Raw genomic sequence first — 25,924 nt, 5'->3', positions numbered from 1 at the left:
ATAAATTGATAGTATAATATTTTTCTGACGGTACTATCGAGTATGACCTTGTTCTCACAAGGCCATACTTTTCTGAATTAAATAGCAAGGGATTGTCTGCTGTATGAGATGGCAATATGGTATTCACAGTTGATTTTTTTTTCCAGCACAGATTTAAACTATATTCATATACCTTGATTTTTTGCCTTTTTAATAGCTTGTTAGGTATTAGTGTGGCAAAGGCTGATCACTTTGAATATGAATTAAATGCGATTAGTGAAAATAAGATTAAAATAGGACGAAGTCAGAAAGATAATGCAGTAATAGCAATTAATACCAGCCCGCTTAAAGACGAGATTCAAGGTAATATTCCCGCAAGAATTGTAGCTGACAATGAACATATTACCTTTGAAAATGATGTTAACTATTTTTTATGGCATGGCAATAAATCTGTAACGGATAAAATCAACAACCATCAGGTTTCTCATAGTCCTTATGTCTATCTTACCTTAGATATTGATGATGATTTAAAGGGTAAAGATATATCTGTCATCATCAGGAAAGAAGAAAGTCAATCACGATTAGCGACAGTGACTGCATTTTTTCCACAGCTGATTCCTGTGTTTATAGCCAATGATGTTACTTGGGGGCCAGCACCTACCCTTTTCTATGAGACACTGATGCGTTGGAACTACAAAGTCATTGGTTCTGATGTGTCAAGTTTAGTGAGGAATATTGCAGCAACCAAGGCATTTGATGATAAAACTGCGTTGCTATCAAAATGTACTGCTGACTTTATTGAAGGCTTTGTCTTGTTTGAAATGGCAAACTACGGAGACAGTACTGGAGAGCAAAGAGGTAAGATCAATACATTTCGTCACTATATGGCAACAGCACCAATGAAGAAAGTGATGGATTGTATGTCACGGGTTGTTAGTGACGTGGCCATTGATCTTGCAGAAAACCCTGAATCGGATAGTTTTAAATTTCTTTCAAAATTAAATAATAAAAGTATTGAAGGTATCTCTCAAATTGTTGTTGGTTATGGTTTTAATACCATCGCTTTTCAGGCAGGGGATTTATTCGGGAGCCTGAAAAGAAATATCGGGCTGACTGACGCTGGTAGCAGCGCCACATTTCAAGACGATATTGACCGCTCTCTTGCAAAAGCTATCCAATATACCCTGCAGGCTGGGTATGAAGATCTGTTTCAGGGTATTTCTGAGGACTATGGTTTAGATGACCGTATTGGTTATGCAATGGCCGGTGGTGTTGGTCTTATTGAAATGTTTACACGGCTCTACATTTATCAGGGGGTAAGCGATAGTGTAAGAGATAGTGTAAGAGATAAAAGGCATCAATTTCATTCATTTGCGAAGCGTGCCGAGGCAATGGGCGTTTCATTTAACCGATGGATAGCAATACCAGAGTTTAATGACTTTCAACTTTTAACGTTAGGCGTCGCCCTTCCGGTTGCATCCTATGCTGCTGTATCCTTGTTAAATGGACATGTTTCAGCGGGTCTGTTTCATCTTCTCAATAATGCCTATGAAGGTATTACCTTAGGTGCCCTGACTTTTTTAATATCTCCTGTCCTTCAGAAGTATGGTTCCCAAACAATTAGATATATCCAGAAACCTGTGCTTGACTATGTGGGTGCAGATAACGGAAGTTGGTCTGAATATATTCTGGCGGAAGACATTCACTATAGAGTGGATCTTGTTGTCGAGGATGAATAAACTCTAATGTTTTTATTAATAAATAAACAATAATTCATGGCAACGGATCTGTCATTCTGATGAGGTTTTTAAGAATGAAGGTTTCCTATTTGGTCTATGGTGCAAAGTATATGGTATTTGTTTTTCGCTACTTTTTTGAAAGAATTGCGATTGATATTAGGTTGCCAATTAAGAGCCTTTTTATTGTGCTGCTTCTATCACTGAGTGGATATTCAGTTAGTGATGGAACGGAGTTGTATGAAGGAGAAATTATTTTTGATGATATCACTATAGATAGCGATCAACAGATCATCTTTGAACTCAAGAAAGATACATTACTCAATCAAAGTGATAATAAGGCGGTTACCTCACTGGGCTCAAATTCCAGTAATATTAAAATCAATGGAAGTATTGACTCTACAAGTCAGAGCTGGCTGAAAAAAATCGCTTCCCCCCATGATATGAAAGTAATAACGCCGGATGATGATTATATTCGCTTCAGTTTTGAACCATCACCTAATATGCTGGGTAAAAAACTCCGTGTATTTCTAGAGCGAGAAGACAACTTGTCAAAAGTTGCTATTGCGGGGGCGTTTGTTCCCCAGCTTATTCCGGTGATAGCCATAAATGCTGTCACATGGCAGCCTTACTCTTACACAAGTACATTGATGAAATGGAATCACTTATTGACCGGCAGTGATTTTACAGAGTCAGTTGCCAAATTAATTAATGAAAGGATATTTACAGATAGTAGCCCCTTGTTTACGCAATGTGCACAGGGTTTTATTCAGGGACTGACGGCCTATTCTCTGGGGATGTATGGAAATAAATATGGCAGCCAAGACCAAACTTCACCGCTGGAGATGAAGGATGGTATCCAGAGGCATCATTATACAAGAAGTAATCTGGAAGCATTTCGTGGCTATATGGGTACGACACCGACCAATAACCTGGTTAGTTGTATTTCCTCTATTGTTGCAGATAACCTGAAAACACTTCATCAGCAAGGTCAGATTCAACGAGTATTCGGCAACTGGTCGCAACTGGATTCTCTGAATGATGAAACTCTGGATGGTATCGCTAAGCTCATGGTTGGATATAGCTTTAACCAATTTGCTAACCTGCCCGGTGGAGCGGTTTCTTTGATTCGTGATGACTTAGGTATGAAAGAAAATCATGGCGTTTATCAAGACTTCAATGAAGCACTTAAAACCAGTATTCAGTATACGCTACACAATGGTTACATGCAGTTTTTCAACGGGCGAGGTTGGAGTGAAACGTCGTCTTATGGGCTTGCATCCGGTATAGGCCTTCTTGAAATAGCCTACAGAGTAGGACGTATATCAAGCATGGGTTTGGATGAAAAGGCCACAGAAGATTTGCTGGCCGTTGATAAAGAGCTGCACCATCAGGTGGTGTCTATTGGTGAGCGGGCTGAGGCGATTGCTTCTTCGGCCTACCAATTTGTACCGGTACCGGAGAATGTTAGAGAGTATGCAGTTCCGGTCGCAGCAACAGTACTTGGCCCTATAGCGGCTTATGTACTGATGGATGCAATGATTAATTATTATGCTGTTGGTGGTACCAGTATGGCAGTTCAGAGAATTTTTACATCTGCCACGAATGGTCTTGTTCTGGGTGCTCTTGCCTATGTATTGCTTCCCTACATTCAGAAGCAAGCCGGCTATTACACACAAAAAGCAGCGGATAAGTTCATGGAATGGAGTCAGGCGGATAAAGAGGGCTGGATAGGCTATTTCGCTGCTAGAAATACTTACTATAAAGTAAGCTTTCTGATTATTAAGTAAACTTTTGGTACTGGTAGATGATACCAGTGCCATCTCTCCCATCTTTTCGTTTCCGTATATTTTATAAGTACCCGTCCATATGGGATCGAATATTTCTGGCTTGTTGATCAGGTTCTCTGCAAGGCGCAACGACGGGAGCATAGCAAGCTATGTGACCAGAGTTGCAACGCAGTCAGAGGGGCTGATCAATGAGTCAGAAAATATGATTTCATATGCTCGGGTACTTATCTATTTCTGTTCAATATTGCATCTATAGGAGTAATCATCTTAAGATTCGAAGACAACAGTTCTGGAGATAGGCAATGTCCGATAGCAAAGGTACCGGAATCAGGTCAGTGATCTTGAGCGCCCTGTCTGCAGCATTCGGTGTTCAGAAGCAATCGAATCTGGAAAGGGATTTCAAAAAAGGCAAACCAGCGCACTTCATTATCGCTGGATTAGTGGGTACTTTTCTTTTTGTTATTATTTTAATGGCGATCGTACGAATGGTACTGAGCTCAGCGTAAACCGATATTACTGGGTACTAACCCAATAAACAGCAGTCACCACAACTAACGTAATTAACGCGACTGCAGCAATTGCATCAACGGAACTGTCTTTCATCACTTTTCTCCTAGGGTTAATGCGCAGGGGTAACTGTAGCAAGTTGAGCTGCTTTTGGTCATCCCTGTTCACCAACAATTTCGCATATATTCCTTTTTCGTCTATTTTTATTTGAAAACAGTAGTTTTACGTATAAACAAAAGCCAGTATCCTCTGTGCTGTATCATGACAAGGCCTCAGAAATACGACACATGTCAGGTCGTGCTGTATTCCTGAAGCTGCCTGGTCACATCACAAAAGCAACAGACGATCAGTCCATGTATAAATACGATGATTATGACCAGCGAATCGTCGCTGACAGAGTTCGACAGTTCCATGATCAGACTCAGCGATTCCTGGATGGCAAGCTGTCAGAAGATGAGTTTCTTCCCCTCCGGCTGCAAAACGGACTTTATGTGCAGCGTTTTGCACCGATGCTTCGCATTGCTATCCCTTATGGCATGGTGAATAGTGAGCAACTGAGAAAATTGTCGGATATTTCCCGACGTTACGACAAAGGATATGTGCATTTTACCACCCGACAGAACCTTCAGCTCAACTGGCCAAGTCTGGAAGAGGTTCCAAATATTTTAGAGGAGCTTACCTCGGTTCAAATGCATGCCATCCAAACCAGCGGCAATTGCATTAGAAACACCACCACAGACCAGTTTGCTGGTGTTGCTCATGATGAGATCGTAGATCCGCGTCCGTGGTGTGAAATTATAAGACAATGGTCGACATTACATCCTGAATTCTCTTTTCTGCCCAGAAAGTTCAAAATCGCCGTCAGCGGCAGCGTTGAAGATCGTGCAGCTACCAATGTGCATGATATCGGCATCCATGCGCATTTGAACGACAATGGTGCCGTGCGCTTTAAAATTCTGGCGGGTGGCGGTTTGGGCAGAACGCCGATGATTGGTTCTGTCATTAAAGAATCATTAGAGCCAGAGCATTTACTGAGTTATCTGTATGCCGTGTTGCGCGTCTACAACCAATACGGTCGTCGAGACAATAAATATAAAGCCAGAATCAAAATTCTGGTCAAAGCGTTAACACCGCAAGTGTTTGCTGAAAAGGTTGAGCAGGAATGGTTGCCAATTAAAGATTCCAATGCTCATCTGCCAGAACAGGAAATCAGCAGAGTGGCTTCGTTCTTCACAGAGCCAGCCTATCAATCACTGGCGTCTGTAGACTTGAATGATCTTGCTCTGTCGGCAAGCGTTCCTTTCCAGCTCTGGCTGAAACGTAATGTCCACTTGCATAAAAAGCCTGGTTACAGTGCAGTGACTCTGACACTTAAGGCGACGGCGGATGCGCCCGGTGATGCCAGTGCAGAGCAGTTGGACGCCATTGCAGATCTAGCGGATAAGTACAGCTTTGGTGAGCTTAGGGTTAGTCACGAACAAAATTTAATCTTTGCGGACGTCCAACAAAAGCAGCTTTATGAGCTCTGGCAACAATTAGAAATTCTTGGCCTGGCAACACCTAACCAAGGTCTTTTAACCGATATGATCTGCTGCCCGGGTGGTGATTTTTGTGCTTTGGCCAATGCTCGCTCAATTCCTCTGGCAGAAGACATTCAACGGCGCTTCGAAAATATCGATTTTCTCCATGACATCGGCGAGTTGGATCTTAATATCTCGGGCTGCATGAACGCCTGTGGTCATCACCATGTTGGGCATATCGGTATTCTGGGCGTTGACCGTAAAGGCGAAGAGTATTATCAGATTCAGGTGGGTGGTGCTTCTGGCTACGACACATCGTTGGGCAAAATACTCGGACCTTCTTTTAAAATGGAAGAAGTGCCTGATGTGGTCAACAAGCTGCTGCAGACCTATGTAAAAGAAAGAAGACCGGATGAGCGGTTTATCGATACCTGTCGCCGAATCGGGGTCGAGCCATTTAAGGAGAGTGTTTATGCCGCTGCTTAAGGATGGGACGCATACAGAAAATCAGTACAAAGTATTGAGTGCCGAAGAGGCAACCGACGCCCTGCCTCCTGGAGATTATTTATTTCCAGTGTCGCATATTGAGCTGGCACTGCAATTTCAGGCGGAAGGGCATGGCAAATCAGGGCTTTGGCTGGACAGTTCTGATGAACCCAGGATCAGTACCGATTTATTGAATCAATTTACTGTGGTTGCTGTCAATTTCCCCAAATTTATTGATGGTCGCGGCTACAGTATTGCGTTTCTTTTAAGGGAAAGGCTTGGATTCAACGGCGATATCAGAGCCATTGGTGATGTTCTGGTGGATCAGTTGAATTATATGCGTCGCTGTGGGTTTAGTAGCTTTGAACTTCGTGAAGATCAGGATGTTGAGGTGGCGGTTCGTGAAATGAATGGTTTTACGAATTTCTATCAAACCTCTGCAGATGAGGCGATACCGGCCTATCGCTTGAGGCACAACCTGTAATAAATGGATAAATCTCTTTTGGAAAGAGATTTATCACTAATCCATGCACGAACCGCGTTCAGTTGGTTATACTGTATTTTCAAATAAATACATCCAACACAGAGCCTTATATAAATGGAAAGCGGTTCCCTGCTCTTCTCATTCTTTCTTATATTCACCGGAGCTGCGGTTCTGGCCACTGGCGCCCTATTCACCCGTCAGCCTTTATTGGTCGCTTATATTACATTGGGTGCATTGTTTGGTCCTTTCGGATTAGAAATCGTCAACGATACCGATCTATTAAACGACATTTCCCATGTTGGCATTATCTTTCTACTTTTTCTTCTCGGGCTCGATATGCAGCCCAGCCACCTTGCCCATTTATTGAAAAAAACCGCTACAGTCGGTGTATTAAGTTCATTTATCTTCGCACTCACAGGCTATGGTCTTGGCTTGGCATTTGATCTGCCACAACATGAAGCGCTTGTCGTTGGTGTGACCATGATGTTCTCAAGCACGATTATTGGCATCAAATTATTACCCACCACGGTTCTTCATCATAAACACACCGGCGAGATGATGGTCAGCCTGCTGTTGCTTCAGGATTTATTTGCCATTGTTACGTTATTACTTCTCTATAACTTAGAACCGTCCCACCAATCGGGCTACAGTGATTTGGCGCTGGCGTTTGCTGCCCTTCCCCTGATGTTTTTGGCGGCGGTGTTGTTGGTGAAATATCTTTTGTTGCCACTGATGGCACGGTTTGATCGGTTTCATGAATATCTGTTTTTACTGGCCATTGGTTGGTGCCTCGGATTTGCTGAGCTGGCTCACAGCTTGCACCTTTCTTACGAAATTGGTGCTTTTATTGCCGGCATCAGCCTTGCAACCAGCCCGATTGCTCAATACATCGCGATCAACCTGAAACCACTCCGCGATTTCTTTTTGGTACTCTTCTTCTTCTCAATCGGCGCCAGCTTTAACCTTGATTTAATGGGTATGGTGGTGGTTCCCGCAGTGATTATGACAGCAGTGATTATTACCGTTAAACCCGTTGTCTTTGGTTTCTTATTGCGCAGGGTTAGTGAAAAGCAATCAACAGCCTGGGAAGTGGGTTTTCGCCTTGGGCAAACCAGTGAGTTTTCGATTCTTATCGCTGTGTTAGCAAGCAGCCAGCACTTAATCAGTGGGGTGGCTGCACATATTATTCAGGCAACCGCGATACTTTCACTGATTGTGTCTTCTTACATTGTGGTTTTTCGGTTTGAATCGCCTATTGCGCTGTCTGAGCGACTGCGCAGGGATTAATCTTTTTTGGAGATGAATTAGGATAGTGAGGGGGAATGATACTTTCCCCCCCTCATTTCAATCAGGAAAAGAAACCTCGGGTGGTAAAACGCTCCCACCACTTCAGCAGTGTATTGTCCAATGCATGTTCTGCGGCCATGCCCAGCTTGTCAGTAACGCCCTTTTTGATAATGTATTCCACCTGAATAAGGTCTGCTTCATCAACCTTCTGATAGATATACTCATCGCTGGTACTGATCTGATCAATCAATTTCATTTCAAGGGCTTTTTGTCCGTACCAGACTTCACCGGTAGACACCTGATCAATATCCACCACACGACGTTCGGCTTTTACAAAGTCTTTGAAGAGTTCATGGGTATCTTCCATGTCCTGAATAAACTTCTCTCTGCCCTTCTGAGTATTCTCACCCAGCATGGTCAACGTTCTTTTGTACTCACCCGCCGTGTGTAATTCAATGTCGATGTCGTGTTTCTTCAGCAGACGATTGACGTTTGGCAACTGAGCCATGACGCCGATGGAACCCAACACTGCAAAAGGTGCCGCAACAATATGGCTAGCAACACAGGCCATCATATAACCACCGCTAGCGGCTACTTTGTCAACGGTGACTGTGAGTTTGATGCCCTTATCCCGAATACGTTTCAACTGGGATGAAGCAAGACCATAGGAGTGCACCATACCGCCACCACTCTCAAGACGGACGACAATCTCATCCTGTTCAGGGCTGGCAATGGAAAGGACTGCCGTTATTTCTTCTCTCAGAGACTTCACTGCAGAGGCTTTGATGTCACCATTAAAGTCGAGAATAAATACTCTGGGCTTTGTTGGTTCTTCAAATTTATCGCCCTTGGCTTTAATGGCTTTCTTTTCTTCCTTGGCTTTGGCTTTATTTTCTTTCTCTTCTTTTTTCAGTTGTGCCTTATCCAGTAATGTGTGTTTTAGCTCATCCTTTAAATGATCGTAATGATCATTCAGACGGTTGATCTCCAGGTGTCCTTTGTGCATTTTTTTGGCTTTCTGTCCAATGGCGGCGATCAGCGCAGCCAGAACGGCAATACCACCAATCAATGTGATGGTTTTCGCCAGAAACAGAATAAAGTCAGCGATGTAGTCCAAAAGTATCTCCTTACAAAACCCGAAAACAGAGCCAGTGGCTATAGAATACCTGATTTCCCTGCCACAGTGACTACATATATAAAGTCAATACACCGTAAAATTCAAACGCTCGTATGAATACCATTGACAGCTTGTTTGAATCCCCATAATCTGCAGACTGGTAATCGTTAATTTCTACCATAACAACAAGGAAAAGAGATATGAGCTCTGTCGCTGACATCATCAACTCTATGAACACCCGTTTCGATGCCGACGCTGCTTCTGGCATGGATGAAATTTTCCAGTTCGATATCACCGATGGCGATGCTTATCATCTCATCGTCAAAGATGATGCTTTTTCTGTAGCGGAAGGCACTCATGATGACCCAAGCGTTACTCTGATCATGGATGGCGAGACAATGGTCGGTGTGATGTCCGGTGAGATGGACGGCATGCAAGCCTTCATGATGGGTAAATTACGTGCCGAAGGCAACATGATGCTGGCTACCAAATTGAGTGCGCTGTTTCCTAACTGAGCATGTAGCATGAATTGAGGTTTCTCAATTTGGCATCATAAACCGGTTCCGGTCTTCGGAACCGGTTTTTTTATGGCTAAAATATATAAACATCGTCGTTTTATAGTCATTTCTCAACAAGTGATTGACCGACCATCCAACAATAAATACCATTCATCATCAATGAGTGTGATGCAGTTCACATACTCAATAAGGTATTAAAAAAAATAATCAAGTTATGGTTTGTTTATGTCTGTTAAATGGAAGTACAGAGAACAGAACACAGGATGTGGTTTCACACTTGTAGAACTGTTGATCACCCTTGCGGTCTTTTCAATTGTCGCCTCTATAGCCTACCCGTCGTTTATTCAGTCGATTGCTAATAATCGTGTTCGCAATCAGGCTCAGGAAATCCAGAGCATTCTTTCTTTTGCCCGATCGGAAGCCATCACTCGGGATACCATTGTAACAATTACTCCTGACAATGACTGGGTAGGCAGTAATGGGACTGTCAGTGCTAATGGTGTCACCCTGATGCAGGTTGGGTCATTCACGGACACCAACATAAACTCACCGGAAGACAGCTATCGCTTTGACAACCGCGGTTTATTCTCCGGTGGGGCTATCGCTATTAGTGATGCGAATTCTTCTATCATCGGTACCGTCAATGGCATAACAGTGTCGTTTACTCCCCACTCCCCTTCTGAGGAAGGTTCTACAGAAGACTATACAGAAGAGCCAGCAGAAACTGAGGAGGAATCGCCGTGATGAAAAATACTTCAGGCTTTACCATGATTGAAGTGCTGGTGGCGATGATGATTGTGTCTGTTGGGCTACTGGGCATTGCCGGCTTAGTGCTGGAGTCCCGTAAGAACATTATTGAAGTGCAGCAACGTTCCATTGCGATAAACCTTGCTGATGACCTTCTGGCTCGCATGGCAGCAAATGTTGATGGGCTTGGCAGTTACACCGCCAACTTGAATGCCGTGCCAGCTCAGCCTGGCACGGTCTGTCATCAAGCGGGATCTAACTGTACGGCACAGCAAACGGCTGCTTTTGATCTCTGGCAATGGGGAACCTCTGTGTTTGCTGGTGCCATTCAACGGGAAGACGCTACCAGCACGGGCGGCCTTATTTCTCCCAGAGCCTGTATCGATATTAATAATAGTGATGTGACGCTGACGCTGGTGTGGCGTGGTCGTTTTCCTCGTCCAGACAGTCGTCCACCGGATGCACTGGTTCCCGCAGAACCGGGCAATTGTGGAACCGGCATCGCCAGTTACCGCTCAATTGCGGATAACGATCTCAGACGTGTCATGGTGATGAACACGACCATTAACTAATAACAAAAAGTGATCATCAAACATGGATAGTTGTTTATTGATGTACTCTCGTCGTATGAATGGTTTTACCATCATTGAATTGATGGTTGCCATGGTGCTGTCTCTGTTCTTATTGGCGGGCGTGGCTACCTTATATCTCAACACCTTTATCGCTCAGCGGGAAAGTAGTGACATGGTGTTATTGAATCATAACGCCAGATCAGCCCTGGCCATTGCCAGCGGTGATTTAAAATCTGCCGGTTTTGCTAACGGTGTTGCTGCTGGGAGCATCAGCTCTGCAGGCTATACGGTGACTGATGATTGTACTGGTTTGGCTTCCGCAACCCAGCCCTTTCCTTCTTTTTTAGCCGGGCGTGGAGGCAATAATATTTTGGATTGCGCTGTCGGTCAGGCCGGAAATTATACGGCAGCCGATGGTAAACCGGCGGATTGGTTTTTATTTAAAGGTACGGCAGGTTCATTGACGACGGCACTGGCTGCCACTGGCAACTATCTGGTTGCCAACAGTCAGGAAGGTCGAGTTTTTCGAGGAACCAATGCTCCGGATCTATCACCTGATCAGGAAATCAGAGAATACCAGTTCAGCCTGTTTTATCTGGCCAACAATGAACTGAGATTACTACGGCTGGATAATGATGCTTTGGTAGATACGACACTGGCCAGCAATATTGAAGCCATGAGGGTTGAGCTGGGTATTGATGAAAACGGCGATGGCCAGGTCAATCGGCATCAAAGTGTGCCAGCAGACATAAGTAATTGGAGCGCCGGCCAGTGGAATCAGGTGCAAAGCGTTAAAATTCATCTATTGGCAAGAAGTCCGGAAACGAATAATTACACGGACAATCGAACCTATACCATGGGTGATATCACCGTAAAAGGCGGTGGTGATAATCGTCATCGCCATTTAGTCAGTACGACAGTGTTTCTATATAACCATGCATATCAATAATCAGGATGATTAAGATGAAGAAAAAACAGAGCGGAATGATTCTGCTGGTTTCTCTGCTGTTCTTGATGATGATGACCACCATTGCTGTCACCATGGTCAATCAGAATAGCCGTTCACCGCGGACGATTGCCAATACAGAAATCAAACTCAATACCTTTAATGACGCTCAGGCGATAGTGAATCAAATATCCGTATCGGGTATGGATACTTTTTTGAAAGGTGTTTGTAATGAGGCCAGAAATCCTTATAACCCCTTACAACCCGCCGCAGGTCTCACTCAGGAACAGCAACAGGCGCACCTTTGTGGAACAGCTAATACGCCACCAAGCCCAAGTGTTCGTTATCAATCAACATCAATGACTGCACCACGAACAGAAAATGCCAGTGGTGTCGGGAAATATCAGGTGGAGTATTACCAGATTGAAGGGGCAAGTAATCAGTCGGGTATATCGACGACGCTGGCCATGAATACCTTTAAGGTGATGCTGGGGGATCAGAGCAATGGGGCTTCTTCAGGACGTAATGTCATGGTCAGTATTCCTACGCACTTAGTACCATCACCTTCGCCGTAAATCAGAATTAATTAAATAATGATAAGAAAAAGATAAGCCTATGATGTGGTCAACATTGAAAACCGGAGTGGCGATTACGCTATCCATGTTAAGTCTTTGGTCAAATTTGACTATTGCTGATGATACCGAAGTATTTACTGCAGCGAATGTTGCCAATACAGAGTCGGCTCAGGTAATGATCATCTTTGATAACTCCGGCAGCATGCGAACAGTTGTACCCAGAGGACCGTACGACGCGTCAATTACTTATCAGGGTGGCTATCCATCTAATGGCACCGGTGAGATAGACGACGATCATGAAGATATTAATAACCTGTTAAGTGATGGTCATCCCTGCCAGCAGAATTCTGTTGCTACCTCATGCCCAGGCAACTATCTCAACTGGTTTTTTCAACCTGATAGAACAAGAATGGATATTGCCAAAGAAGCAGTAACCCAGCTCATCACAGATAATCCAAGCCTGGAGTTTGGCCTTGCATTGTTTAACTTTGAAAATGGAGGGCACATATTCCAGGGGCTACGGGAAAGAAATAGCGGCGAAACACAGACATTGCTATCAGCAATAAATGACCTGTCTCCCAGTACATGGACACCGTTGTGTGAAACCTATTATGAGGTTTATCGATATTTTACTGGTCAATCTGTTGATTATGGTCTCGAAGCTGGCAGCAGAGATACCTCACAGGAAAGTGGCGGTTTATACACTTCTCCATTGAACAGTTGCCAAAATATCTACGTTATTTACATGACTGATGGTCAGCCAAGCAGGGATGGAGGTCGTAATACCGAAATTGAAACACTGACTGGAAGATCCTGCTCAGAATATGACGGCAACTGCCTGCCAATCCTTGCCGGCTACCTGAGTAATCCCGGTGAATCCGGCCTTGATGGCAATACGTTTACCGGCCCACAAAAGGCGTTTACTTACACCATTGGTTTTGATACGGATCAACAGTTGTTAAGAGACACCGCAGATGAAGGTGGTGGCAACTGTTATACAACAGTGGGCACCAATACTGATCCGGAAGCGGGTTGTGTTGCAGTAGACGACATCGCCGGTGCATTTGAGGGTGCACTGGGGGAGATTCTGAAAAGAAACAGTACTTTTGTGTCCCCTTCCGTTGCAGTGAATAGCTTTAAAAAAACCGAGTCACTGGATAATGCCTACTACGCTATGTTTCGTCCAACGGACAACACTCGTTGGCTGGGCAACATCAAAAAACTGAAGATATTTAAAGATAATACCGTAACGCCGGGTTGTGATGAGAATGACAATTTTAGCCCCGGCACCGTGGTTGATCGAGGCTGTGATGCCGCAATTGAAACCAATGGAAATCGGATTGCTGAAGGTATTGGCACCTACTGGGGAAACGGCAGCGACGGCCGGCAAGTTGAAAGTGGTGGATTGGGCGCTCAGTTATTAGCCACCGGAGCCAGAGGTACTTTCTATACCAACCTGACATTCAGCGATGAGACCACAGAATTTGAATTTATGGGGCCACTGGATTACATAGAACGTGACAAATTTGGCCTAACCGGCTCAGAACATTACACGTCGGACAACCTAATAAACTGGATAAAAGGTTTGGACGACGATGGTAATACACGTTCCTGGGTACTGGGTGACATTCTGCACTCTCAGCCAGTGACCCTGAATTATGGCGATACAGACGGCGATGGTGCGGAATATGACCAGGATAATCCAAATATTCGTTTAGCGTTTGGCACCAACTTTGGGCAATTGCACTTTATAGAAGATAAAGGCAATGACGTAGAAGAAAACTGGTCATTTTTTGCAGGAGAAACCGCAGGCAATGTACCAGCCCTTTATCTAGACAGTGACAGCACCGCACACCCTTATGGTATTGATGGCCAGATCAGTGTTATTCGGCTGGATTACAATGACGATGGCAATATCAAATACACCGATGGTGACCGCATGGTGTTGCTTTTTGGTATGCGCCGCGGTGGTGATAGTTATTATGCCATTGATGTTTCTAATCCCGATGGTACACCGATTCTTCTATGGCGAAAAGACAGTACTGATCCGGGGTTTGCAGAGTTAGGACAAAGCTGGTCCTCTCCTGTTCCTATGATTATTCCAGGCTATCGTCGTGTAGAAACAGATACGGAATCAGGAGTCACAACCACCTCGATTTTTTATCGGTATGTCGTTGCCTTTAGCGCTGGTTATGATCCTGTTAATGATGACGATCGCATTGGTATTCAGGAAGTAGATACCGATGGAAATAGCCATAGGGTGAGAAAGCTGTCGCAAAAAGGGCGTGGTGTGTTTTTTGTGGATGCCGGCAGTGGCGAATTAATTAAATCGTTTATCCCAACAGACAATGTTGATCTACCAAACGCGCTTCATTATGAAGACAGTCGTTTGAAATGGAGTGTTGTCGCCCCCCCTGCTCCAATGGACAGTAATGGTGATGGTCTCACTGACCGAGTGTATTTTGCGGATACCGGTGGCAATGTGTTCAGAATTGATATTGGCACAGCGTACCTTGATGAGGATGAACCGACAGAAGAAAGTAACGTCTGGAGCATGATCAAACTGGCTGAATTGGGAGCAGATGAATTGAATGTTCGCCCAGCGCCGGATAATAGTTCAGATCGTCGATTTATGTATCAACCCGAATTGGTACGCACCATTTACCGGGGCATTGCTTATGACGCGGTGGTTCTTGGCAGTGGTAATCGAGCTAATCCACAGTCCGGGAGTTTAAGTTCAACCACCACTCCATCGGATCGCTACTACGTGATCCGAGATAAAAATGTTTTCTATACTCGGTTTGGCAACTGTGAGGATTGCAGTACGCCACCGGAAGTGATTCAACATGATGACTTTTATGACGCGAGCAGTAATTTAATTCAGCAAGGCACAGGTCAGCAAAGTGCCAGCGCACTGAATATTTTGGATACAAGCTTTGGCTGGTACATAAATTTGACCGCTTCCGGTGAAAAAACGACAACGGTCGGAGATGTGTACAGCGGTTCATTGTTGTTCAGCACCTATTCCCCAACCAGTGCATCTGGTGCCAACGCCTGTATGCCGGGTATTGGCAGTAGTCGGTTCTATGTGGTGAATTTACATACCGCGGCAGCCATTCGAGACCTGGACAATGATGGTGACCGACAAGTGGATGATCGAGCTTCTTTACTGTCGGTTATGGGTATGCCCGGTGATGCTGCGATCGTCTCCATGGGTGAAGGACAAAGCCTCTGTGATTTGAACTCCAACTTTTGTGATGTCGACAATCCAATCGGCATTCATCGCAGTGGATGGCTAGAGCTATAAAGGAAAAAACAATGAAAAAGGAGTCTGGCTTTACATTAATCGAGCTGCTAATTACCCTGGTCATTCTGGGTATATTGACGACCATTGCATTACCTAGCTACCAGCAATACTTGCAGAATGGCAGACGCTCGGAGGGACAAACCGCCTTGCTTGATATTGCTGGACGACAAGAGCAGTTTTTTTTGGAAAATCACCGCTATGCCAATGATCTATCCGATCTGGGCATTAATAATCCTTTTGTCACTGAACATGCCTGGTACTCCATCAGTTCTGAGTGTGGTGACGCAGGTGATGCATTTACCTGTGAAGATGGTTACTTGCTGTTGGCTTTACCTCAGAATGCTCAAGCGGTTGATGGGAATATCACGATAAATTCGTTGGGCAGTAAATCGGGTAAGTGGTGAATGTATAAGTACCCAACCATATGAAATCATATTTTCTGACTCATTGATCAGCCCCTCTGACTGCGTTGCAACTCTGGTCACATAGCTTGCTATGCTCCCGCCGTTGCGCCTTGCAGAGAACCTGATCAACAAACCAGAAATATTCGATTCCATATGGCCGGGTACTTAGAAGATTGTGAGGGGCTCTGCTTGAGCTCCTTTTCAATGGTTACTTATTCGTAGGATTTGGATGGAATATTTTAATACGCTTTAATATGATTGGATAATATAATTGCTAAAGATCAATCAGCTGACGGGATATGGTGAATTTCGGCGGGAGTTGCGGCAAGTGATCCTTATGAAACCACCCTGCAAAACAGAGCTCTTTATTATCTATCACAAGTTCCCCGGATTCATACTCTGCATGAAATCCCATCATTAATGAGTGTGGAAAAGGCCAGCTCTGGCTGAAACAGTACCGAATATTGCGAACTTTAATCCCGGTCTCTTCCATCAGCTCACGACTAACGGCCACTTCCGCACTTTCACCTGGTTCAACAAAGCCTGCCACTACCGTGTGCATCGTTGATGTTTTTCCATGACGGTTATGTTGAACCAAAAGATACTCGTCGCCTTTTTTTACGACCACAATGATACAAGGAGAAATTCTGGGATAAGCATGATGACCACAACCAGGGCAGACCATTGCCCATTCACCCGCTTCAGCCTTATTCTCTGTGCCGCAGTATCCACAGAAACGATGCTCTTTTCTTGAAGTTAAAATCTGTAACCCATGACTCAATAACCCAAATGTTGTTTCACTGGTCATCGTCAGTAACTGTCTTGGGCTGATGACCTCGTAACCTTCTGGTAGATAACACAGCTCGGCAAACCCGATAGAGGTACTATCAAGATGACCAACAACTATTGCCTGAGAGGTTTCATAACCAGTGAACTCTTCCCTGCCCCAAAGCCATGAGTTTGTGCTGCTTAGTACTATCTGACCTTCAAAGAGAACAAGAAACTGCTCAGCCTTGAGCTCGGGGTCATAACCCATGAGGGGGGAATAGGAAACAGACTCGGGTAAATCCACAATCAAGGTAACTCCTTGTAAACTGCAAGCTGTAAACTAAACGCTGAAGACTCAGTGGGCAGGTTTGTTCGCAAGCCAAAGACAATTACCCGATTGTTTCTGAATATAATCCAGCTTTCTTTTATGGTGAGCCAGTTCATCTTCGCCAGCAGATATCACTTTCAATGCCGGACGGTCATTGGGAAGCCTGCGAATCTGACTTCCACCGTCATCATCGCCATCACTGTCATCATCGCCGCCAGCAAGCAGTAAGGCTCTCTGACCGCCGGTCATCGTCAGGTAGACTTCAGCGAGAATTTCGGAGTCCAGCAGTGCTCCGTGAAGCGTACGGGATGAGTTATCGATGAAGTAACGCTTGCACAAAGCATCCAGATTATTCTTCTGCCCCGGATGTTTCTTTCGAGCAAGCGCCAGCGTATCGATAACGCCACAAACTGTTTCTACTTTAGGAAAGCCCTGACGCAGCAAAGCAAATTCATGGTTGATAAAGCCAATATCAAACGCTGCGTTATGGATCACCAGTTCAGCGCCCTGGATAAACTCCAAAAACTCCTGAGCAATGGTTTTGAATACAGGTTTATCCACCAAATATTCATTAGTAATGCCGTGTACGTCGATGGCTTCCTGTTCCACTACCCGTTCCGGGTTGATGTATACGTGGTAATGATTGCCCGTGAGCTTACGGTCAATCATTTCAACACAACCAATCTCGATGATTCGATGCCCCTGTTTCGGGTCGATACCGGTGGTTTCTGTATCCAGAATAATTTGACGCATGGATTAACGATTCCTGCTCAGTACTTTAAGTCCGCTTGTGTTCTTCAGCGCCTTTACAGGCAAGCTGGTCGGCAATTTCATTCTCCCGATGGCCGGTGTGACCTCGAACCCAGCGCCATTCAACCTCATGCTTCTGGTTCTGCTCATCCAGCATTTTCCAGAGATCCTGATTTTTTACCGGTTGGCCAGCCGCGTTTTTCCAGTTCTTACGCTTCCAGCCCTTCATCCATTCCAGAATGCCTTTGCGAACATACTGAGAGTCTGTGGTCAGGGTTACAGAACAGGGTCTTTTCAGTGCTTTCAATCCTTCAATAGCCGCCATCAATTCCATGCGATTGTTCGTGGTTTCCGGCTCACCACCATAGAGCTCTTTTTCGAGATCTCCGTATCGAAGCAAAACGCCCCAGCCACCAGGACCCGGATTCCCCTTACAGGCTCCATCCGTAAAAATTTCAACGTTGAGGCTCAAGCGCCCTCCTCTTTTTTTATGGCAATTTCATGACAAGAGAGTGATAAACGACTGGCACTGGGCCTTGCTAATGGCTGACCAACAAAACGACGACGGACGTCAGACCAGACTTTACGAATTGGGGTCAGCCCTGGTGTTTCCCGGGTTGCCACCATTAGATAAAACCCACCGATGGGCAGTTGTGTCTGTTCCAAACGATCTTCAATCAGATCACCCTTTAAACCCGAAAACCAGGGTTTGATCGGATGAAGATAGCCACTGTAAATGACTTTCTCGATGGAAAAGTTCAACAGTACAAGCCAGTCTTTCAAACGAGATGGCGAGATAAAATGCACACCTCGCATCATTTTTCGATAGCGTGGGACGGTGTGCCGGGCAACACTGCCAAGGCTGTAGGGATTAAAACCAATGATAATAAGTTTGCCATCTGGAATGATCGTATTCGCCGCTTCACTGAGCAGTCTGTGGGGACTGTCTGCGACTTCCAGAGTATGTTGCAACAACACCAGATCCATCGACCCCGGCGTCACTGGCCAATAAAGAGGGTCAGCGCAAATTTGAGCTCTTGGCGGATTTTCAAGATGATGATGACTCAGTATAAATTGACGCCGAACCTGACTGGACGACAGTAGATCCAGTTTCCATGAGATGGAACATTGCCCGGCATGAAAACCAAAGATCGTACTCAATTCATGCTCAAGGAGGCTGCGTTCGCTCTCAACCAGAATTTTCCCAGAGTCTGTGTCCAGCCAATGCTCAAGCCCTTTAACTCGATCATCCAGACTGGTTTCCGCACTTTTTCCAAAAGGCCGAATCATGCAGTCAAACACACCCGAAACAGATTGTGAAATATTGAAAGTTAACAGCCATAAGTACCCGATCATATGAAATAGAATAATTCTGCCTTAGTGGTTAGTTACTATGCAAGGCACATCGGAGTGAGCATAGCCATAGCTATGAGATCGTAGATGTAACACAGCAGAGTGGCTGACCACTAAGGCAGAAAATATGATTTCATATGGTTGGGTACTTATTACCTTTCCCGATAACAGTTTACACTGAAAACACAAACAGAGACTCTACATTGTAACCCCATTCATTTACCATGGCTGTTTCTACATAGATATGCCGTCAGGGCTTTTCATCTTCATGCTGACCATTACACCAATTCCGGCTTTTAATGATAATTATATTTGGATGTTTCATCAGTCCGGAAGCTCGGATGTTTTTGTCGTTGACCCTGGCGATGCGCAACCCGTAGAACAGGCATTGAAAGAACAGCAATGCCATCTTGCCGGCATTCTGATTACTCATCATCATTATGATCATACCGGTGGTATTACAGCCTTAACGGCTGACCGGGATATTCCGGTTTATGGCCCGGATAACACCAATATCTCCGGCATTACTCACCCTCTAAAGGATGGCAGTGTAGTAATGATTGCAGGTACTCAATTCACTGTTTTTGCTACGCCAGGGCACACACTGGATCATATCGCCTATTTCACGGCTAGTGGCGAACAAGGCAATCCTGCGTTGTTTTGTGGCGATACGTTGTTTTCAGCAGGCTGTGGTCGTTTGTTTGAAGGTACTGCAGAACAAATGTACAGCAGCCTTTCAACACTAGCGGCGCTGCCTCAAAATACCTTGATCTACCCAGCCCATGAATACACACAAGCCAATTTAGAATTTGCATTGGCTGTGGAACCAAATAACAAAAACATTATCAAAAGGAAGTTCGAGGTCGAGATGCTTCGCCAACGATTAGAACCATCGTTACCTTCTTCGTTAGCGACGGAACTGGCTACTAACCCGTTTCTCAGATCCGGCCAGACCTCAGTCATCAATGCGGCACTGCAAAAAGGTGCGCAACCGGGCGCTTCTGCTTCTCACGTTCTACGGGTAATCCGTGAATGGAAGGATCAATTTTGATGATGGTAGAATAACCGACTAATAACTCCAGAATCTATTTTATGATCAAAGCTCCCCAACCCAAGGACGGCCATCCCCGCAGCCGTTTTCCTGCCAATGCCAGACTTTTGCTGTCTGGTATTGTCATGTCGTCGCTGTTGTCTGGCTGTCAGGTACTTAACCAACCTGAAACGCCGACTGAAGTTTCTCAGACCGGTGGTCCAACTCTAGTGGCCAAAGACACTAGCAGTACTGATGTTAAAAAAGTGGTTCAACCTGTCGTCATTGATGACCTCTGGGTACGTATTCAGTCCGGTCTGGCAATGGATCTTGACCAGAACAACAGCCGCATTCAGGCTGAGCTGAACTGGTACACCCGCCACAAAAATTACTTCAATACCATGTCCAGCCGAGCTGCACCTTATCTCTACTTCATTGTAAAGGAAGCCGAAGCTCGTAAAGTCCCTCTGGAACTGGCGTTGATGCCAATTGTTGAAAGCAGTTTTGATCCTTTTGCCTATTCCCATGCAGGCGCTTCCGGGCTCTGGCAGTTTATGCCGGAGACCGGCGAGCACTACAACCTTGATCAGAACTGGTGGTACGACGGCCGTCGTGATGTTGTCGCCTCCACCCGTGCCGCTCTGGATTATATGGTGTATATGCATGGCATGTTTGACGACTGGGAGCTGGCACTGGCCGCCTTTAACTCCGGCCCTGGTCGTGTGCTTCGTGCGGTTAAAAAGAATCAGCGTTTAGGGAAGTCCACTCGCTTTTGGGCTCTGGATTTACCCAAAGAAACAACCGCTTATGTTCCCAAGTTAATCGCTCTTGCTAAAATCGTCAGAGACCCAAAAAAGTATGGGATGACCTTCGACACCATTGCCAACAAACCCTATTTTGCCAAGGTGAACACCCATGGGCAGCTTGATTTGGCTAAGGCATCCGAACTCTCTGGTGTCGATTTAAAACAGTTATACCAACTCAACCCCGGGCTGAACCGCTGGTCCACACCACCAGAAGGGCCTCACTATCTGGTGGTTCCACTGAACCATGCAGAGCAGTTCCGAACTCAACTGGCCGCTTTACCGGCGGAACAACGGCTGTCCTGGCAGCGTTATGTGGTTAAAGCTGGAGACAATCTGGGTAAGATTGCTAATGACTACAACACCAGCATTGATGTCATTTCTGAAGCCAATAAACTGAACAGTACTATCATTCGCATTGGGCAGGGACTACTGATTCCTGTAGCCACTGGCAAATCAGAAACGTACACCCTCAGTGCCAGCCAACGTTTAGCCGCCAAACAGAATCGCGGTGTATCCGGTCGATCAAAAGTGGAATACCGGGTAAAAAGCGGCGACAGCTTCTGGAGCATCGCCCGGAAGTATGACGTCGGCGTAAATGAATTAACCCGTTGGAACAATCTGTCACCACGGGATACTTTGCGGATTGATCAGGCGCTGGCTATTTGGAGCGAACAGGAAAGCGATGGCAGCATTCTCCGTAAGGTGAATTATACCGTTCGTTCCGGTGACTCCCTCGCTAAGATTGCCTCCCGATTCAATGTCGAAGTCAATGAAATTCAGGATTGGAACAACGATCTTAATGGCAAATACATCCATCCGGGTCAGCGTGTTATTGTCTTTGTGGACGTAACGGATACCTGATCTTTCATCCAGGCAATAAGTACTGGAGCTCTCTAATACTTATTGCCTGCTATCCTGTTAGCTTTCCTGAACCATTATCCACTGTCGCAATAAAAATAGTTATTCACCGAAGACAGTCGATAATCTTCTGAGCATGTTCAACAGGTGCCACTGAATGCGGTCTACGCTGCACGTTTCGATTCGTTTTTTATTAGCTTGGTTATTCAGTTTATCGTTACTGGTGTACGCTGACTCAACTCTGCAAAATCCGCCTCTTCGCCATGCTATCAGTCTTTATGGGGAACCTAAGTACCCAGCAGACTTTACACATTTTAATTATGCGAACCCTGACGCGCCAAAAGGTGGAAGGATAAAACAAGGTGTTATCGGTCATTTTGATAGCCTGACACCTTATATTGACCGAGGTACAGCGGTGGCGGGAAGCTACCTGATGTACGATTCACTCCTCGCACGGTCCTGGGATGAGCCTTTGACAAAATACGGATTGATTGCTGAAAAAATGCAGTTAGATCCTGATAATCGCTGGGCCAGATTTTATATAAATCCGCTGGCAACATTTCATGATGGTAAGGCTGTCACTGCAGAGGATGTAAAGTTCAGTTTTGATGTACTCCGGGAAAAAGGCTCTACTTTCTATAAACAGTTTTATCAGGATATTGAGCATGTCGACATCAACGACGTGCGGACGGTAACGTTTCATTTCAAAAACAGTGAAAACCGTGAACTGCCTTTAATTCTTGGACAAATGCCCATATTCCCAAAGCATTATTGGCAACACCGAGATTTTTCATCACCCGGCCTTGACGTTCCGGTAACCAGTGGTCCCTATAAAGCCGTTACGGTTGAACCGGGTCGATCCGTTACCTTTCAACGGGTTGAAAATTACTGGGGAAAGGGTCTTGCGGTTAATCGCGGACGGCATAACTTTGATGTGATCCAATATGAATATTACCGCAACAATGCCGTACTTCTGGAAGCCCTGCAAAAGGGAGAATACGATTTCAGAATTGTGGTAGATCCAAGGGAATGGCATGACAAGCTAAATGACCAACGAATGGTTAAAAGCAACCTGACTCGTTCATCACTGACCAACCATAACCCCCAAACCCTGACGTTGACTTACAACAGCCGTAAGCCCATTTTATCAGATGCCCCTGTTCGCCAGGCTTTAGGCTATACCGTCGATTTTAACTGGATTAACAAGCAGCTCTTTCATGGTATGTACCAAAGGGCGCACAGCATCTTTGATGGTTCAGATCTTGGTGCAGATGCGGCGCCAACCACAGACGAAATCAACTTATTAAAACCCTGGCCCAAAGAAGTCCCAGCAGAAGCGTTAACATCCGTCTGGCGTTCACCCGGCAGTGAAGCTGATCTGAGCCGACGGGAAAGAAAACGCAAAGTGCTCGCTCTACTGAATCAAGCGGGCTGGACTGTTCAAAATCACAGAATGACCAACGCGAAAGGACAACATCTTGAACTGGAAGTGTTAGTCTCTTCACCAGACAATGAACGTATACTGCTGCCGGTACAAAAGTTAATGCAGGATATGGGGATCACATTAAAAATTCGTACGGTAGACATCGCACAGTATATCGAGCGACTGCGAAATCAGGATTACGACCTTGTGCTTCACACCTTTCCTCATACCGCGTCTCCGGGGACGGAACAAATCAGCCATTGGGGTTCATCCACTGTAGATCACCACGGCAGCCGAAACCTTGCGGGCGTAGACCTTAAATCTGTTGATGCATTAACTGAAAAAATACCCATGGCTAAATCCAGAGAAGAACTACTGACGCTTGTCAGGACACTGGATCGTACGATATTGTGGAATCATTACGTGCTTCCGTTGTGGTATTTGCCGGACTGGCTTGTTATTCATAAGAAAAGCCTGCGCTATCCGACCAACCCGGCACCTTATACCCTTGATCTCAGTACTTGGTGGTATGAACGTTAAGTCGTCTAATGCTTCTTACTATCAATATTGCTGTGATCGTTAAGCACTGCAGACTCATACTGAAGATGACTTCTAATGATGATAAAAAATTCAGGTACAACCCACAGAATTTCATCCTGTATCATGGGCCTCGGATTGATGTTGGCGGTGCCATCCATCAGTTATGCAGAACTGGAAATTAAAACCGGAATACAAACGGCTCTAACCCATCACGGCAACGCCAAATATGATCAGCCCGGCAAACCCTTTCTTCATTTTGATTATGCCAACCCGAATGCCCCCAAAGGCGGTAAACTTCGAATGGCAGCCAGCGGTACCTTCGACAGTCTTAACTCTTATTCCAGCAAGGGAACTGCTGTCACTGGCCTGAACCTGATCTATGACACGCTGATGACTCAGAGTAACGATGAAGCGTTTTCCATGTACCCTCTGGTAGCGGAATCCGCAGAAATTGCACCGGATAAGATGAGCATTCAGTTTAATCTCAACCCGGAAGCACGATTTCATGATGGAAAGTCCATAACAGCAGAGGATGTCAGCTACACCTTCAAGCTACTAATTGAAAAAGGTCACCCCTTTTTCGGCAGTTATTATTCCGATATTGAATCGGTTAAGGCGTTGAACAAAGGTCAGGTACTTTTCTCATTCAAGTCTGATCAAAACCCTGAACTGCCCTTCATCATGTCTCAACTGCCAATTCTCCCCAAACATTATTGGGAAAAGCCAGAGAATGATTTTTCTTCTGCATCACTAACACCACCGCTTGGCAGCGGCCCCTACAAAATCAGTCAGGTGGATGGTGGTCGCAGTATCAGTTATCAAAGAGTGGCTGACTACTGGGGCAAAGACCTGCCAGTGAACAAAGGCCGATACAACTTTGATGAAGTTATCTACGATTATTACCGCGATGAGCATGTGGCTTTGCAAGGACTGAAAGCCGGTGCTTATGATCTCCGCTATGAAACCGTGGCGAAAAACTGGGCAACCGCCTATGACGTTCCCGCTGTACACAATGGCGATCTGGTACTTTCAACTATACCAACCATCAGTCCTGCGCCTATTCAGGGATTTGCCTATAATCTGCGTAGAGATCAGTTTCAGGATCGAAAAGTGCGCAAGGCGATCAGTTACGCCATGGACTTTGAGTGGCTAAACCGGAACCTGTTCTATAACAGCTATATTCGATCCAGCAGCTATTTCAACAATTCAGGCATGGAAGCCAAAGGCACGCCCGATGAAGACGAACTGGCATTGCTTGCACCATGGAAAAAACAGTTACCTGAAGACCTGTTCACGAAACCATATGAACTGCCCGTTTCCGATGGCTCAGGAAATATTCGTTCGAACCTCAAGAGAGCTCTATCTTTATTAAAAGACGCCGGCTGGACATTAAATAATGGACAGTTGACCAACAGCAAAGGCGAACGTTTTTCCATTGAGCTATTAATCGCTCAGCCATCCATGGAGCGGGTCGCCCTACCCTTCAAGAAAAATCTGGAGCAGATTGGCATCTCCCTGAATATCCGCACGGTGGATACTTCTCAGTATATTCAACGGCTTCGTGATTTCGATTACGACATGATTGTTACTGGCTACGGTCAATCAGCCTCACCCGGTAACGAGCAATCCGAATTCTGGGGCAGTGCCGCAGCAGATACCAAGGGCAGTAGAAACTACATGGGCATTAAAGATCCGGTCGTTGATGCCATGATTAGCCATGTCATTAATGCCCATAGCCGGGAAGAGTTAACCACTGCCGTTAAAGCTTTGGACCGAGTGCTGCTCTGGGGCGAATACCTGATTCCGCAATGGTACTATCCTTATGATCGAATCGCTCACAGTAGCAAGGTGGTACGTCCCGATGCTGAACCGCTTTACAATACTGACCTGTACACCTGGTGGATAGAGGAAGCGAATGCATCAGAACCTTCCAGAAGAGCTTCAACAGAAACTTCAACGCCAGTTCACTCACCGGTGGATGATGAGCAATCCAACAAATGGCTCTATTCTGGTTTGGTTTTGCTGGGGTTGATTCCTTTATGGATGCACCGTCGTAGAAAACGTACGTCACCGATCGATTAAACCGGCAGGAT

The 25,924-nt window shown here is 45.4% G+C and carries 22 protein-coding genes; 17 read left to right on the top strand and 5 right to left on the bottom strand.

Annotation, left to right across the window (positions count from 1 at the left end):
* Positions 1-212 precede the first annotated feature (212 nt).
* The 6 genes from Q1B11_RS02095 to Q1B11_RS02070 all read left to right on the top strand — a co-directional run bounded on the left by Q1B11_RS02095 (position 213) and on the right by Q1B11_RS02070 (position 7,789).
* Positions 213-1,718 (top strand): hypothetical protein, encoded by a 1,506-nt coding sequence (locus Q1B11_RS02095; protein WP_299726634.1) that lies wholly within the window; start codon positions 213-215, stop codon positions 1,716-1,718.
* Between the two features lie 74 nt (positions 1,719-1,792).
* Entirely contained in the window at positions 1,793-3,505 is a 1,713-nt protein-coding gene (locus Q1B11_RS02090) for a hypothetical protein (RefSeq protein ID WP_299726631.1), read from the top strand.
* Between the two features lie 302 nt (positions 3,506-3,807).
* On the top strand, positions 3,808-4,011 hold the full coding sequence (locus tag Q1B11_RS02085) for a DUF2970 domain-containing protein (RefSeq protein ID WP_299726628.1): 204 nt from the start codon (positions 3,808-3,810) through the stop codon (positions 4,009-4,011).
* Positions 4,012-4,365: 354 nt separating this feature from the next.
* On the top strand, positions 4,366-6,018 hold the full coding sequence (locus tag Q1B11_RS02080) for a nitrite/sulfite reductase (RefSeq protein WP_299727238.1): 1,653 nt from the start codon (positions 4,366-4,368) through the stop codon (positions 6,016-6,018).
* Complete coding sequence (locus tag Q1B11_RS02075; protein WP_299726625.1) at positions 6,005-6,502, top strand: DUF934 domain-containing protein; 498 nt, start codon at positions 6,005-6,007, stop codon at positions 6,500-6,502. Before Q1B11_RS02080 ends, Q1B11_RS02075 begins: the two co-directional genes overlap by 14 nt.
* 114 nt (positions 6,503-6,616) lie before the next feature.
* Positions 6,617-7,789 carry a cation:proton antiporter gene (locus Q1B11_RS02070; protein WP_299726622.1) on the top strand — a complete coding sequence of 391 codons (1,173 nt, stop codon included), beginning with the start codon at positions 6,617-6,619 and terminating at the stop codon, positions 7,787-7,789.
* Positions 7,790-7,850: 61 nt separating this feature from the next.
* Here Q1B11_RS02070 and sohB read toward each other — a convergent pair whose 3' ends face one another.
* Complete coding sequence (sohB, locus tag Q1B11_RS02065) at positions 7,851-8,906, bottom strand: protease SohB (RefSeq protein ID WP_299726619.1); 1,056 nt, start codon at positions 8,904-8,906, stop codon at positions 7,851-7,853.
* Between the two features lie 200 nt (positions 8,907-9,106).
* Here sohB and Q1B11_RS02060 point away from each other — a divergent pair, with 200 nt between their 5' ends.
* The 7 genes from Q1B11_RS02060 (at position 9,107) to Q1B11_RS02030 (ending at position 15,975) form a co-directional block, all read left to right on the top strand.
* Positions 9,107-9,421: an SCP2 sterol-binding domain-containing protein gene (locus tag Q1B11_RS02060; protein ID WP_299726616.1), complete on the top strand. Its 315-nt coding sequence runs from the start codon at positions 9,107-9,109 to the stop codon at positions 9,419-9,421.
* 228 nt (positions 9,422-9,649) lie between these two features.
* Positions 9,650-10,168, top strand: a complete 519-nt coding sequence (locus Q1B11_RS02055) for a GspH/FimT family pseudopilin (protein WP_299726613.1) — start codon at positions 9,650-9,652, stop codon at positions 10,166-10,168.
* The gene (gene pilV, locus Q1B11_RS02050; protein ID WP_299726610.1) at positions 10,168-10,743 is read left to right on the top strand and encodes a type IV pilus modification protein PilV; all 576 of its coding nucleotides are present in this window, start codon (positions 10,168-10,170) and stop codon (positions 10,741-10,743) included. Before Q1B11_RS02055 ends, pilV begins: the two co-directional genes overlap by 1 nt.
* 22 nt (positions 10,744-10,765) lie before the next feature.
* Positions 10,766-11,692, top strand: coding sequence for a PilW family protein (locus tag Q1B11_RS02045; protein ID WP_299726607.1), 927 nt, complete (start codon positions 10,766-10,768; stop codon positions 11,690-11,692).
* A gap of 14 nt (positions 11,693-11,706) precedes the next feature.
* Positions 11,707-12,264, top strand: coding sequence for a hypothetical protein (locus tag Q1B11_RS02040; RefSeq protein WP_299726604.1), 558 nt, complete (start codon positions 11,707-11,709; stop codon positions 12,262-12,264).
* A gap of 40 nt (positions 12,265-12,304) precedes the next feature.
* Entirely contained in the window at positions 12,305-15,571 is a 3,267-nt protein-coding gene (locus tag Q1B11_RS02035; protein ID WP_299726601.1) for a hypothetical protein, read from the top strand.
* Positions 15,572-15,582: 11 nt separating this feature from the next.
* Complete coding sequence (locus Q1B11_RS02030; protein WP_299726599.1) at positions 15,583-15,975, top strand: type IV pilin protein; 393 nt, start codon at positions 15,583-15,585, stop codon at positions 15,973-15,975.
* 274 nt (positions 15,976-16,249) lie between these two features.
* Here Q1B11_RS02030 and nudC read toward each other — a convergent pair whose 3' ends face one another.
* From nudC to Q1B11_RS02010, 4 genes are read right to left on the bottom strand one after another with little or no spacing between them, the layout of a single operon-like run.
* Positions 16,250-17,047: an NAD(+) diphosphatase gene (nudC, locus tag Q1B11_RS02025; RefSeq protein ID WP_299726596.1), complete on the bottom strand. Its 798-nt coding sequence runs from the start codon at positions 17,045-17,047 to the stop codon at positions 16,250-16,252.
* A gap of 51 nt (positions 17,048-17,098) precedes the next feature.
* Positions 17,099-17,824, bottom strand: a complete 726-nt coding sequence (dnaQ, locus tag Q1B11_RS02020; RefSeq protein ID WP_299726593.1) for a DNA polymerase III subunit epsilon — start codon at positions 17,822-17,824, stop codon at positions 17,099-17,101.
* Positions 17,825-17,849: 25 nt separating this feature from the next.
* A complete protein-coding gene (gene rnhA, locus Q1B11_RS02015; protein WP_299726590.1) occupies positions 17,850-18,293 on the bottom strand; it encodes a ribonuclease HI in 444 nt (147 codons plus the stop codon).
* Entirely contained in the window at positions 18,290-19,111 is an 822-nt protein-coding gene (locus Q1B11_RS02010) for a methyltransferase domain-containing protein (RefSeq protein ID WP_299726587.1), read from the bottom strand. Before Q1B11_RS02010 ends, rnhA begins: the two co-directional genes overlap by 4 nt.
* A gap of 331 nt (positions 19,112-19,442) precedes the next feature.
* Between Q1B11_RS02010 and gloB the strand changes: the two genes are divergently transcribed.
* The 4 genes from gloB (at position 19,443) to Q1B11_RS01990 (ending at position 25,913) form a co-directional block, all read left to right on the top strand.
* The gene (gloB, locus tag Q1B11_RS02005; protein WP_299726585.1) at positions 19,443-20,225 is read left to right on the top strand and encodes a hydroxyacylglutathione hydrolase; all 783 of its coding nucleotides are present in this window, start codon (positions 19,443-19,445) and stop codon (positions 20,223-20,225) included.
* Between the two features lie 41 nt (positions 20,226-20,266).
* Positions 20,267-21,871 (top strand): LysM peptidoglycan-binding domain-containing protein, encoded by a 1,605-nt coding sequence (locus tag Q1B11_RS02000; RefSeq protein WP_299726582.1) that lies wholly within the window; start codon positions 20,267-20,269, stop codon positions 21,869-21,871.
* Positions 21,872-22,025: 154 nt separating this feature from the next.
* Complete coding sequence (locus Q1B11_RS01995; protein WP_299726579.1) at positions 22,026-23,831, top strand: extracellular solute-binding protein; 1,806 nt, start codon at positions 22,026-22,028, stop codon at positions 23,829-23,831.
* A gap of 75 nt (positions 23,832-23,906) precedes the next feature.
* Entirely contained in the window at positions 23,907-25,913 is a 2,007-nt protein-coding gene (locus Q1B11_RS01990; protein WP_299726576.1) for an extracellular solute-binding protein, read from the top strand.
* The last annotated feature ends 11 nt before the right edge of the window (positions 25,914-25,924 follow it).

The sequence above is a fragment of the uncultured Endozoicomonas sp. genome (assembly GCF_947495845.1).
Lineage (GTDB): Bacteria > Pseudomonadota > Gammaproteobacteria > Pseudomonadales > Endozoicomonadaceae > Endozoicomonas.
The sequence above is the reverse complement of the archived record's forward strand: the minus strand, read 5'-3'. Positions and strand labels throughout refer to the sequence as shown.